Below are 12,856 nucleotides of genomic sequence, written 5' to 3'. Positions count from 1 at the left end.
TAATTATGTCCCCTATTCCTCTCAGAGTTACGGTTGTTCTAGGTACTCGTCCAGAAGCGATTAAATTAGCCCCTGTCATTCAACAGTTAAAACAAACCTCTGGATTTGATACTCAGGTTATTTTAACGGGTCAACATCGGGAAATGGTGACGCAGGTAATGACGTTGTTTAACTTGACCGCCGATCACGATTTAGACATCATGCAAGCGCAACAAACCTTAACGGATATTACTTGTAGAAGTTTACGCGGATTAGAAGATCTATTTCAACAATTAAATCCCCATTTAGTATTAGTTCAAGGAGATACAACAACGGCTTTTGCTGCGAGTTTAGCTGCTTTTTATCAACAAATTACCCTGGGTCATGTTGAAGCGGGATTACGCACCAATGATCTATTTAATCCCTATCCAGAAGAAGCCAATCGGCGGTTAATTTCTCAGCTAACCCAACTCCATTTTGCCCCCACCGATCAAGGGGTTAAAAACCTGAAAAATTCAGGGGTTTTAGGAGAAATTCATCATACGGGAAATACAGTTATTGATGCTTTATTATCCGTTGCTAAACAACAACCTCAACTCAATATTCCTGAATTACAAAATAGTCCCTATCGGTTAATTTTAGCAACCGTTCATCGGCGGGAAAATTGGGGAGAACCCCTGGAGGAAATAGCAGAGGGATTCCTAAAAATTCTGAATGAATTTCCTGATACTGCCCTATTATTACCCTTACATAGAAATCCAACGGTTCGGGAACCGTTAACCGCCAGATTAGGGAATAATCCCCGGGTCTTTTTAACTGAACCTTTAGATTATACCGAATTAGTAGCGGCAATTGATCGCTGTTATTTTGTATTAACCGATTCCGGGGGATTGCAAGAGGAAGCGCCCAGTTTAGGAAAACCCGTATTAGTATTAAGAACAACCACCGAACGCCCCGAAGCCGTGGAAGCAGGAACCGCTAAATTAGTGGGAACAAAAGCAGAGGATATTTTTACAGAAGCGAGTATTTTATTAACGAATAAAATCGCCTATCAAAACATGGCAAATGCGATTAATCCCTTTGGAGATGGTCAGGCTTCGGAACGCATTATTAATATTATTAAAAAATATTTTGAGCCTGTCAACTCTTAAACCAATTACGAATTACGAATTACAAATTACGAAATTTAGTGGAAAACTGCTGTAAGTGCAACTCCATCCCAAATTTCGCCAACTTTGGCCCCTGATGTTGCACAAAATTGAATAAGTATGTTAGATTAACCTACCAAGTAGAGTCAGTCAGCCTAATCCACTCTTTTTGAATCAGGGAGGAGCGGGGGAACCACTTTTAGGGGCTTATCTTCGATTGTTTACGATTGTCGAGAAGGACATCTCTCAGTCCTAGCCCGTCAGCTAACCCCGTCGGCTGTGAGAGAAGACTGTTGATCGGCAAAGTTTTGATCATTGCCCTCACCGGAATTCTAAAAAAATCAGACTCTGTTATTGATGTTCAATTCGTGATGGTTTTGAACATTTGAGTTAAACACGCTTTTAATAGTGTGTAAAGGTCATAGAAATGGCTAGGTTTTGTTGTTTGCCAATTTTGAGCAATTACAGCATTAATTCTCCATTTTAAAATTAAAAAGGTACAGGGTTTAAAGAACACTAATCCTAAGAAATTTTGGCTGTTCTTTCAATTAACTGTCCCATGTCAAATTGTTTAAACGTCTACTAATTTTAAACTGATGCTATCAATCGAAACAATGAACTCTTTGATTGCTGGAATAACCTTTGTTGGGGTGATTATCTTGATCATGGGGGAGTGGTTACATCTGACCATTGCCGCCTTTTTAGGGGCTCTGATTCTGATTTTTTTCCATGTCATGACCTTGACCGAAGCTGTTAGTTATATCAGCCAAAGTTATTCGACTTTAGCCTTGTTTTTTGGTGTCATGGTTTTAGTCCGTTGCTTTGAACCGACTAAAATCTTTGATTATTTAGCCGTTAAAATGATTTTGATGGCTAAGGGAGAAGGTAAACGATTACTATTAGGAATTGTGGCATTAACAACTCCGATTTGTGCCATGTTACCCAACGCCACAACGGTAATGTTATTAGCGCCTTTAATTCCCCCCATTGCCCAGGATTTAGGGATTGATTTTGTCCCCCTATTAATTTTAATGGTTTTCATTGCTAATAGTGCCGGATTATTAACCTTAGTGGGAGATCCTGCCACATTTATTGTCGGAGATGCGATTAATATTAGCTTTGTTGAATACCTACAACGCCTGAGTATTGGGGGAGTATTAGCAGTCGCCAGTGTGGTAATTTTATTACCGATTTTATTCCGCAAAACCTGGAATACCAAATTTGAACATTTAGAAGATTTACCCCATCCTAAAATTAATCATCCCCGGATTCTCGCCATTGGGGGTTTAATTATTCTGTTTGTCTTCATCTTTTTTGTGATTGGAGAAACCCTACCCATTCCTATTTCTCCGGCGGCGGTGGCGTTATTAGGAGCCGCTTTAGCTTTGATGTTAGCCCATCATAGTAACATTGATACCGTTAATAATATTTTACGAGATTTAGACTGGAGTACCTTGATTTTCTTCATGTCAATTTTTGTTTTAATTGGGGGATTAGAAAAAACTGGGGTAATTAATAGTTTATCAGGACTCCTAGCAGTTATTTTAGGAAAAAATATTGCTCTGGGTTCAATTTTATTGTTAGTAACAGTAGGGATTATTTCTAGTGTTGTACCTAATATTCCCTTAGTGGTGGCGATGGTTCCTCTGTTAAAACAATATTTAGTTAATGTAGGATTTGTCGGTGCAGAAGTTCTTGACCCGGCTTTTAACGGACAATTTCCCCCGGAAGTATTACCGCTATTTTATGCGATGATGTTTGGGGCAACCTTGGGCGGAAATGGCACATTAGTCGGAGCTTCTTCTAATATTGTCGCCGCCGGAATTTCCGAACAACATGGACGGACAATTTCCTTTAAAACCTTTCTTCATTATGGAATTCCAGTCATGGCTGTGCAAATATTCGTGGCGATGTTATATGTCACGTTTGCCTTCTTAATTTAAACCGAGGTCACAACCCTAATTTCTTCTTTCTTCCAATCTAAAACCGCGTAAACTTCTACGGATTTTTGGCGACCTTTAACTTTAATTTCACCTAAACTTTTCAGAATAATCTCATGATGATCGGCGATGGCGGCGGCTGTTGACTCATTAATTAAAATGGTATATTCCGGGTATTCTTTCGTTAAGGTTTCCAAGCGCGCCGCCACATTTACCGCATCCCCAATCACCGTATATAATAACCGTTCTAAGGAGCCAATTTGTCCTGCAACAACTTCTCCGCTACTAATACCAATTCCCGCTTGAATCGGAACTTCACCGCGTATAATTCGCCGTTGATTTAGTTCTTCTAAACGTTCACGCATGGTTAATGCCGCCGCCACGGAACGCCATTCTGTTTCTGCTGGGGATAAAGGCGCTCCAAAAATTACCACAATTGCATCCCCAATAAAATTATTTACATATCCACCCCAAGGACGAATTGCATCGGTCATTTCGGTTAGATATTCATTTAAAAATGCCACCACTTCTTGGGGTTGCATCTGTTCCGATAGGGTAGAAAAATTGCGAATATCGGTAAATAAAACCGATACCCAACAGAGTTCTCCTCCTAATTTTAATTGACCTTGTAATAATTTTTCTCGCACTTCCGGGGAAACCACACGGCCAAAAATATCCCGTTCCCGCTGTCTTTCTCGAAGTCCCACAATCATATTATTAATCGAATGGGTTAAAATGCTTAACTCCTGACAGGTTTCAATTTCTAGTTTTTTGACTTCTAAATCTCCATTTTCAACGCGATGAGTCACTTCTTTAATCTGATTAATCGGTTTAACCAATAATTGATCACTAAGGGTGATTACTAAACCCGTTGTTCCTAAAATCAATATTATTACAAACCCCAATAAAATTTTATTATTTTTTTTGATTGTTCCCATGTATTGATCTTCTGGAATTACTGTTCCGATGAACCAATCTAATTGATTCATTGGGGTTACAGCGCGAGTGAGAGAGATATAATAATATTTACCATTCTGGGGATTTTTAGAGATCCACTGTTGAGGACTACTAAACAGTTTTAGATCTATTGCTCGTTCTTCTAATATTTTTACAGCCATCTGAAAATAGGGATTTTTAGAATTTTTTAAAAGTTGAAGCTGGGGTTCATCTTGCCCTTTAATTTGAATTGGAGAATGCTCATTGGGATCGGTGGAAGCAATCATTTCTCCTTGGGAATTAATCACAAAAACCTCAATATGTGATCGCCCTTTTTGTTGTTCTTGTAAACGTCGAGAAATTTGTTTAAATTCAAAACCTACACCAATCACGCCTAAGAGTACAGATGGGTTTTCGACCCGCCAGTAGATGTTATTTGTTTGTTCTTCATAAAGTGCGATATTAGAGTCAATTCCAGGGGTATTGGTAGAGCGATAAACATAGACTGTCCAAGCCGCTTGACCTGGGGTTTTCAGTGCATCTCGATACCAAGGACGACCCGGAGTATACCAATTCGGTTCTTCAATTTGGGTGGTTTTAATTAATTGCAGTTTTTGGCCTACTAATTCATAGTGATCTGTTGTTTTAATCGCTAATTTTCTTTCTTCATCCCATTGACGAAAATGCAGTTTAAACGTATTTTGCTTTTCAAAAGCTTTTGTTACCCGTTGAGCACCGACATAATCCCCATTCGGATAGGCAAATTGCACAAAGGAAAAGTCGGGATTAGATTGCAGAATACTTAAAAAAAAGCGATCGCGTTCTTCAGGATTATTAATATCTACTATATTACGGTTAATGGAATTTCTAACAAAATCCTGGGTATAGTAAACATTCTCGAATAAATCAGTAAATTCTTTTAATGTTGATAGGGCAATTTCTTCGTTGATTTGAGCAACAATTTTAGTAATATTTTTTTTAGAGGTAAAAAACCAAGGAAAATAAACAATTGCCGTTGTAAAGCTGATGGTTAAAACAATAAAACCAGTTAACATTGTTTTTAAACTTATACTGGTTTTTGTTTTCTGTTGTCCTGTGATTTTTTTCATGGTTATCTGGCGATAAAATTCAGTAGATTAAATAAATTTTTCTGTTTTTATGACTGAAATCCGGTAATTTATCAAGCCGAGGTGTTCCAGTGTGAAAGTTTTAAATTAGATGCTTTAGTTTAATATAACTCTATAGAATAGAGTAGCTAATTCATTAATCTATTACCCTGAAATGATTTTGATCAATTAATACTGGATTAGATCAAGTTCACTTCCTAATCCTATTTGAGCAAAATCGACTGACATATATTATTATATCTGATTTTTTGGATAAGAGTCCGCAAAATCTCAGAATTTATGCCCAATTCCCACATAAAGATGTGGAATTTACCGGACGAAGTTATGAATTTTTAGAAGAATAGCACAACCAGAGTATAATAGGATTTAGAGTTTGGAAAATAATATGTCAATTCCCCCTAGTAGGAAGCAGACATTCATAAAATTGATCGGGATTATTTTTTGTATAGCAACCATTGTAGCCATCCTGGTGACAACGGGAGATTCTGCCATTTCAACTAGCAATATCTTATCGAAGGAAACAACAGGAAAAACTGCCGAAACCCAGGCAATATCTGTCACTTTTCAATCTAATCTCGATCAACCATTACCCACTCCTAACAGTCAGGGAAATCAAGTCATCGACTTACAAACTCAATTGAAAAAACGAGGATATTACCCTGGTGCATTAGATGGAGTTTATGGAGAAGGGACACAAGAGGCTGTTTATAATTTGCAAGTCAGTATGGGCTTAGAGGCAACGGGAATAGTTGATCCTCAAACTTGGCAATACCTCCAGCCCAATGATAGCATGAAAGCTGAGGTGGCTTCCACCGTCGGGTTAACCACTTCCTCTGTTGGTTTGTCCCCCGACCTGCAAACGATTGTAGATCGAAATCAGCTAATTGTTGCTATTTTAGGAATTGATAGTCCTCCATTTTTTGTCAAAAATAAACAGGGTAATTTAATCGGGTTAGATATTAAAATAGCCCAAGATTTAGCCACGGCTTTAGGTGTTTCTGTCAAAATAGATCGGACGGCTAAAACATTTAATGATGTCGTGGATATTGTCAATTCTCAAAAAGCCGATTTAGGGATTTCTAAACTAAGTCAGACTTTGGCCAGAGCCAAAATGGTTTCTTTTTCCCGTCCCTATTTAACCTTAAGGCATGGTCTATTAATCAATCGTTTACAATTAGCAAAAGCGTCAAAAGGGAAAGATACGGTTGATTTTTTAAAGAATTTTGAAGGCAAAATTGGGGTGATTAAAGGATCATCCTATGTGGGATTTACCAAAGAGAAATTTCCCCAAGCTCAAATTGTTGAATTTACGACTTGGGAGGATGTAATTAAAGCCGCAATCAATGGTGATGTTTTAGCAGCCTATCGGGATGAATTGGAAGTAAAAAAAATTATTCTGAATCAACCTAATATAGCATTAAATTTTAAAACAGTTGCCCTCTCCGATAGTTACGATCCGATTGCAATTGCCCTTCCTTGGTCAAGTGAGCATCTTTTACAATTTGTTAATCTCTACCTAGACTTGAACAAAATCAACTATACCGTTGATAGTCTGATTGAAGAATATTCCGATATATTTGGAAAAGCTGGACAACCAAAACAACAATAAATATTCTCCTGAAAATGCTGAAAAAATATTTCAATTTTGAACAATTATTCAAAATATTGCGTCATCCCTTGGCGATTGTTCCAGGAATTATATTAGGGCTATATTTTGGCATATTCCAAAAAGAAATAGCCGCTTTTTTAACGCCCTTTGGCAATTTGTATTTAGCCTTATTAAAAATGTGTGTTTTGCCGATATTATTCTCGGCGACAACCATGAGTGTTGGGCGGTTAATTAGTAGTCAAGACACTGAGAAATATATCAAACGCATTCTGCTGGTTTTTTCTGTGGGACTATTAGCCTGTAGCGTCATTGGTATGACCCTAGCCATCGTTACTAATCCAGGGGGAAATTTAGATGAATCAACTTTAACAGCTTTAGGGGTAATTGTTAATTCATCAGAACTAGATTTAGAAGTCTCTCTTAGCAGTGATAACCCTAAACCAGAAGAAACTTCTATGTTAATCTCTTTTTTATTCAACTTAATTCCTGACAATATTTTTTCGGCTTTGAGCGAGGGTAATACCCTAAAAATTTTGTTTTTTTCAATTATTTTTGGTATCGCTTTAGGGTCGGTAAAAGAATCATCATCTTCTAGCTTGTTTCTGCTTCTTGATACTATTTATAAAAGTTCAAAACAATTAATTGATTGGCTGATTCTGCTCTTACCTTTTGGCTTATTTTGTCTATTAGCCAGCCAAATTGCTAAAACTGGGTTTGGAATTGTTCTGGCTATGGGTGATTTTGTAGGAGTGGTGATTCTTGCCTATGCTTTAATCTATTGTCTCAGTACCTTAGTGGTTTCTCAACAAGCTAAGACTTCCTTCAAGAATGTCTGTATAGCTTTAAAAGAACCCACCATATTAGCCCTAGCAACCCGAAGTAGTTTTTCCTGTTTACCCTCCTCTATTTCCTCCTTAACTGAAATCTTAAAATTTGATCTGCAAACGGTTGATTTAGTCACTCCCTTAGCGATTACAATTTGTCGATTTGGTTCCGTTACTTATTTTGCGATATCTTCGGTTTTTATTGCCCAGTTGTATAACACATCCTTGGGTTTATCTGGTTTTTTAATTATTATTATTGCCTCGATTTTTGCGGGCATGGCAACGTCAGGGACAACGGGGGTTTTAACCCTAACTCTATTAGATTTAGTCCTAAAACCCTTGGGATTACCCTTAGAAGCAGTATTAGTCCTATTAATTGCCATTGACCCGATTATTGACCCTTTCCGAACTTTGTGTATTGTTCATACTGCGATCGCATCAACTGCGGTTATTGCCGATACTAGAATTTTAGTTGAATATCCAGTAATAGATCAAGGAGAAATGGTCTAAGTTGCACCATATCCCAAGCTAAATCTAAAGTAATTTCGGCCATAATTTTCATCGGATCAACCCAAATCAAAGGCAGATCTGTTAAATAATCAAAACCTACAGAAAGTTCTGTGCATCCAGCAATCATTAATTCTGCACCCTGATCTGCTAACCAATGAGTCGCATTAACTAAGATTTCTAAAGCTGGGGCAGAAACTTGAATTCCTGTGGCTTTAATTCCCCAAATCGGATGATAAATGGCATTCATAATCTGGTTTTGTAATTCCGAATTTAAGGGAGGTTGAATCGAATTCAGTCCCAATGCGCTTAGACTGTGGTGATAAAGTTGGGTTTTGAGTGTTCCTGTTGTTGCTAAAACCCCAATATTTTGATATTGCGGATAATGGGTGTGAATGAATAGGCTTGTAGACTTCATCCAATGAATCCAAGGGATCTCTAATTGAGGTTGAACTTGATCATAAAAAGCATGGGAGGTATTACAAGGAACCACTAAAAAATCAGCCCCGGCGGTTTGTAAAATTTTGCCATATTTAACTAACCAGGGGGTGCAATTTTCCGCCTCTCCAATAATACTTTTAGTCCGATTCGGAATATCCGTAGCATTAATTAAAAACCAAACGGGATGCTCTTGATCACAACGGGCTCCTCGCGCTTGATTTAAAGCAATTAAGTGACGCTCTAATTCAATATGAGCTAAAGGCCCTAACCCACCAATAATTCCCGGAATTGCCTGTTGTTTGATTAGCTGGTTCATAGATTAAATACTCACCTTTTATGATCAAATCTAACCTGAATATAATTAAACCGGAAAAACACAAAATTTTTAACTTCTGAAAAACCTAAAAACCTTTCGCTCCAACAGCAAAGGGATTAATAGAATTGAGGGCCCAAGCCCTCACTACAGATGAACTTAATTAATATTGGGTTGAGCTTCCAGAACACTTTCAGGAACTCCTTCAAATTTCTGGAAGTTTCCCACAAATAACTGGGCTAATTGTTTAGCCTGTTTTTCATACTCTTGGGGATCTTTCCAAGTTTTGATCGGATCTAAAATTTCATCGGGAACCCCGGGAATAGTTTCGGGAACTAACACTTTAAAAATCGGATGGGGATTAAATTTTACCGAATCCAAATCTCCATTCACCGCCGCCGATACCATGGCGCGAGTATGGGCAATGGCGACTCGTTCACCCACACCATAGGGGCCGCCCGACCACCCGGTATTAACTAAATAGACCTTAGTTTCTGGGTGTTCTTCCAAACGTTTCCCCAATAATTTGGCATACACCGACGCGGCTAGGGGGAGGAAACATTTACCAAACCCGGCGGAAAAGGTGGCTTCTGGGTCTTTAATTCCCCGTTCGGTTCCCGCGACCTTACTGGTATAACCGGACATAAAATGATACATCGCCTGTAATGCCGTCAGTTTGGCGATCGGAGGTAACACACCAAAGGCATCTGCGGTCAGGAAAATAATAGTTTTGGGATGGCGACCGACGCCCGGAATCACCGCATTGGGGATATATTCGATGGGATAGGCAACCCGGGTATTTTCCGTCAAGCTACTATCATCAAAATCAGGAATACGGGTATCATGATCTAAAACCACATTTTCCATTAACGCCCCAAACCGAATCGCATCCCAGATTTGGGGTTCCTGTTCCCGACGAAGTTTAATAGTTTTGGCGTAACAGCCGCCCTCAAAGTTAAACACCCCATGATCTGACCACCCATGTTCATCGTCCCCAATTAAATAGCGGTGGGGGTCAGCCGAGAGGGTAGTTTTTCCGGTTCCCGATAGACCAAAAAATAGGGCGGTGTTTCCGTCAGCATCCATATTAGCGGCACAGTGCATCGGTAGCACATCGGCTTTGGTCATGAAGTAATTCATCAGGGAAAATACGGATTTTTTGATTTCTCCGGCGTATTTAGATCCCCCAATAATCACCATTTTTTTTGATAAATTTAGAACAATAAAAGCCTCACTATTAATCCCGTCATCTTCGGGATCGGCGTGTAACCCGGGAACCGCAATTACGGTAAAATCGGCATGGTGGGTTTTAAGTTGTTCAGGAGTGGGGCGAATAAACAGTTGTTGTGCAAATAAACTTTGGGACGCTCTTTCGGTAATCACTCGCACTCCATATCGATATTGAGGATCAGCACCAACATAACCATCAAAAATATATAAATCCCGTCCCTGAACATAAGACCGCACTCGACGACACAGACGATCAAAATTAAATTCTGGGATGGGAACATTCATTTGGCTCCAGTGAATTTCCTCCCGACTTTCGGCTTCATCCACCATATATTTATCATGGGGTGAACGTCCAGTATATTTTCCGGTTTTCACACACAGTGCCCCGTTAGCACTCAAAATCCCTTCGGTGCGAGCAATCGAGTGTTCTACTAAAATGGGAATGGCTAAATTTCGATAAACATGACCCAGATTTCTCAGTCCTAATTCTCCTAAACCATAATCAGATAATTCTAATAAAAGCGGTTGTTCTGTATATTGTGTCGGGGTATGATTTGTGGGAAAATCCCCTTGCTGATCGGCTAATCGACTATTAACTAATGTGGGGGAAGACACGTCTTGATAGGGGTTTTGATGAATGGAGCTAGTGGTTTCCATGGTGACAATCTCCAGTAGATAAATATTAAATCTGAAGTTTTCTGAAATTAGGATTAATCAAAAAAGGGTAAAAAATCAATAACCTGTTGAAGTGACAAACTCAGTTTGAAGCCAGTCACTTTTCTCCAACTGATTCGTTTATGTCTGGGTTGGGATTGCCAGTCTAACCCCGGCAACACAGCATGACAGATAACTGGGATATAAATATTCAGAAAAGAAACAACGAGTTTGATATTTAATCTCTAGTTTAACCCTTTGTCGGTCTCTAATCCAGATTGAGTCGAAAGTTAATCAATTTCCATTAGCCTTCGCTACTAATCATCATACACAGGTTTGAATTTTTGAATATTAACTTTTTTTAAAATATTCTTGTATTTTTCTTTCAATTGTTTAAGAAATGATGCTAAGGTGCGGCTTTTGCCTCAAAATTTTATCCTTAGCCAAAAATGTCACAATTCCCTGATATAAACACTAAAAAAACAACACACTTGTACTTATTTTAACAGAAAAACTAAAAATTTTCAGTGAATAATAGGGATCAGTGTAAACAATCATGACAAAATAGGGAAAATTTATTTTCCACCTCTTAGGAATATGTACGACAAAATCACTCCACCGACCACAGGCGAAAAAGTTACCTTCAAAAATGGCGAACCCATTGTCCCGAATAATCCGATTATTCCGTTCATTCGGGGAGATGGGACAGGAATTGACCTCTGGCCAGCCACGGAAAAAGTCTTAGATGCGGCCATCGCTAAAGTCTACGGAGATCAACGTAAAATTAGTTGGTTCAAAGTCTACGCTGGGGACGAAGCCTGCGAACTCTACGGCACTTATCAATATTTACCCGAAGACACCACCAACGCCATCACGGAATATGGGATTGCGATTAAAGGGCCATTAACCACTCCCATCGGCGGCGGAATTCGGTCTTTGAATGTGGCTTTAAGGCAAATTCATGATCTGTATGCCTGTGTGCGACCCTGTAAATATTATACTGGAACCCCTTCCCCCCACAAAACTCCTGAAAAATTAGATGTGATTATCTATCGGGAAAATACCGAAGATATTTATTTAGGAATTGAATGGCGAGAGGGAACGGAAATCGCCGAAAAATTAATTAATTTTCTGAATACGGAGTTGATTCCAGCGACTCCTGAACATGGTAAAAAACAGATTCGTCTTGATTCTGGAATTGGGATTAAACCCATTAGTAAAACAGGCTCTCAACGGTTAGTTCGTCGGGCTATTTTTCAAGCGTTGCGTCTACCTAAAAATAAACAAATGGTGACGCTGGTGCATAAGGGTAATATTATGAAATATACCGAAGGTGCCTTCCGTGATTGGGGTTACGAACTGACAACTACAGAATTTCGCAGCGAATGTGTGACTGAACGGGAATCTTGGATTTTAGGGAATAAGGAAACAAATCCTGATCTTTCTATTGAAGATAATGCCAGAATGATTGACCCGGGTTATGATTCCCTAACCCCTGAGAAAAAAGCCGAAATTTGTCAAGAAGTTGAAGGAGTTCTCAACGCTATTTGGGAAACCCACGGTGAGGGGAAATGGAAAGAAAAAATTATGGTCAATGACCGGATTGCGGATAGTATTTTCCAACAGATTCAAACCCGTCCCGATGAATATTCTATCCTGGCTACAATGAATTTAAACGGGGATTATTTATCCGATGCTGCTGCCGCCATGGTCGGGGGTTTAGGTATGGGGCCAGGGGCTAATATTGGCGATGAATGTGCTATTTTTGAAGCCACCCATGGCACTGCACCCAAACACGCGGGATTAGACCGAGTGAACCCAGGTTCTCTGATTTTATCGGGGGTGATGATGTTAGAGTATATGGGTTGGCAAGAAGCCGCTGATTTGATCAAAAAAGGTTTAAGTGGTGCGATCGCAAATCAAGAAGTCACTTATGATTTAGCCCGGTTAATGGAGCCCCCGGTTAAACCGTTGAAGTGTTCAGAATTTGCCGATGCTATTATCAAGCATTTTGATGATTAATTAATTCTCTATGGGGTGGGCTATGCCCACCTTTATGGGTTTAAATATCACAATCTTCCTATTTTAACATTGATTATTGTCTGTTTTTAAATTGTTCAGTTGGGTTCCATACCCGCCGAGTGTGAA

8 protein-coding genes and 1 riboswitch are annotated in these 12,856 nt (G+C 39.1%); of the genes, 5 read left to right on the top strand and 3 right to left on the bottom strand.

Annotated elements, in window-relative coordinates; translation table 11 throughout:
* Positions 1-5: 5 nt before the first annotated feature.
* On the top strand, positions 6-1,130 hold the full coding sequence (wecB, locus tag PL9631_RS04395; protein ID WP_083617728.1) for a non-hydrolyzing UDP-N-acetylglucosamine 2-epimerase: 1,125 nt from the start codon (positions 6-8) through the stop codon (positions 1,128-1,130).
* A 139-nt stretch (positions 1,131-1,269) separates the two neighbouring features.
* Positions 1,270-1,420, top strand: a riboswitch (cyclic di-AMP (ydaO/yuaA leader).
* Positions 1,421-1,741: 321 nt separating this feature from the next.
* Positions 1,742-3,070 carry an ArsB/NhaD family transporter gene (locus tag PL9631_RS04390; protein ID WP_231516639.1) on the top strand — a complete coding sequence of 443 codons (1,329 nt, stop codon included), beginning with the start codon at positions 1,742-1,744 and terminating at the stop codon, positions 3,068-3,070.
* Here the strand turns inward: PL9631_RS04390 and PL9631_RS04385 are convergent.
* A complete protein-coding gene (locus tag PL9631_RS04385) occupies positions 3,067-5,112 on the bottom strand; it encodes an adenylate/guanylate cyclase domain-containing protein (RefSeq protein ID WP_083617444.1) in 2,046 nt (681 codons plus the stop codon). The two genes, PL9631_RS04390 and PL9631_RS04385, sit on opposite strands and share 4 nt — an antisense overlap.
* Before the next feature lie 403 nt (positions 5,113-5,515).
* Between PL9631_RS04385 and PL9631_RS04380 the strand changes: the two genes are divergently transcribed.
* Both PL9631_RS04380 and PL9631_RS04375 read left to right on the top strand, forming a co-directional pair.
* A complete protein-coding gene (locus tag PL9631_RS04380) occupies positions 5,516-6,739 on the top strand; it encodes a peptidoglycan-binding protein (protein ID WP_083617442.1) in 1,224 nt (407 codons plus the stop codon).
* Between the two features lie 14 nt (positions 6,740-6,753).
* On the top strand, positions 6,754-8,073 hold the full coding sequence (locus PL9631_RS04375) for a dicarboxylate/amino acid:cation symporter (RefSeq protein ID WP_083617440.1): 1,320 nt from the start codon (positions 6,754-6,756) through the stop codon (positions 8,071-8,073).
* On the opposite strand, the gene PL9631_RS04370 is transcribed toward PL9631_RS04375, so the two are convergent.
* Both PL9631_RS04370 and pckA read right to left on the bottom strand, forming a co-directional pair.
* Positions 8,024-8,827, bottom strand: a complete 804-nt coding sequence (locus tag PL9631_RS04370) for an aspartate/glutamate racemase family protein (RefSeq protein ID WP_083617437.1) — start codon at positions 8,825-8,827, stop codon at positions 8,024-8,026. The genes PL9631_RS04375 and PL9631_RS04370 overlap by 50 nt on opposite strands.
* Before the next feature lie 156 nt (positions 8,828-8,983).
* Positions 8,984-10,711 (bottom strand): phosphoenolpyruvate carboxykinase (ATP), encoded by a 1,728-nt coding sequence (gene pckA, locus PL9631_RS04365; RefSeq protein WP_083617436.1) that lies wholly within the window; start codon positions 10,709-10,711, stop codon positions 8,984-8,986.
* A 594-nt stretch (positions 10,712-11,305) separates the two neighbouring features.
* Here pckA and PL9631_RS04360 point away from each other — a divergent pair.
* Positions 11,306-12,730: an NADP-dependent isocitrate dehydrogenase gene (locus tag PL9631_RS04360; RefSeq protein WP_083617434.1), complete on the top strand. Its 1,425-nt coding sequence runs from the start codon at positions 11,306-11,308 to the stop codon at positions 12,728-12,730.
* Positions 12,731-12,856: the final 126 nt, after the last annotated feature.

The organism is Planktothrix paucivesiculata PCC 9631 (assembly GCF_900009265.2).
GTDB classification, from domain to species: Bacteria; Cyanobacteriota; Cyanobacteriia; order Cyanobacteriales; family Microcoleaceae; genus Planktothrix; species Planktothrix paucivesiculata.
This window is presented reverse-complemented; position numbering and strand designations above follow the sequence as displayed.

Excerpts from the sequence above, each read along its gene's own strand:
- wecB (WP_083617728.1), top strand. The coding sequence starts at position 6 with ATGTCCCCTATTCCTCTCAGAGTTACGGTTGTTCTAGGTACTCGTCCA.
- PL9631_RS04390 (WP_231516639.1), top strand. The coding sequence starts at position 1,742 with ATGAACTCTTTGATTGCTGGAATAACCTTTGTTGGGGTGATTATCTTG.
- PL9631_RS04385 (WP_083617444.1), bottom strand. The coding sequence starts at position 5,112 with ATGAAAAAAATCACAGGACAACAGAAAACAAAAACCAGTATAAGTTTA.
- PL9631_RS04380 (WP_083617442.1), top strand. The coding sequence starts at position 5,516 with ATGTCAATTCCCCCTAGTAGGAAGCAGACATTCATAAAATTGATCGGG.
- PL9631_RS04375 (WP_083617440.1), top strand. The coding sequence starts at position 6,754 with ATGCTGAAAAAATATTTCAATTTTGAACAATTATTCAAAATATTGCGT.
- PL9631_RS04370 (WP_083617437.1), bottom strand. The coding sequence starts at position 8,827 with ATGAACCAGCTAATCAAACAACAGGCAATTCCGGGAATTATTGGTGGG.
- pckA (WP_083617436.1), bottom strand. The coding sequence starts at position 10,711 with ATGGAAACCACTAGCTCCATTCATCAAAACCCCTATCAAGACGTGTCT.
- PL9631_RS04360 (WP_083617434.1), top strand. The coding sequence starts at position 11,306 with ATGTACGACAAAATCACTCCACCGACCACAGGCGAAAAAGTTACCTTC.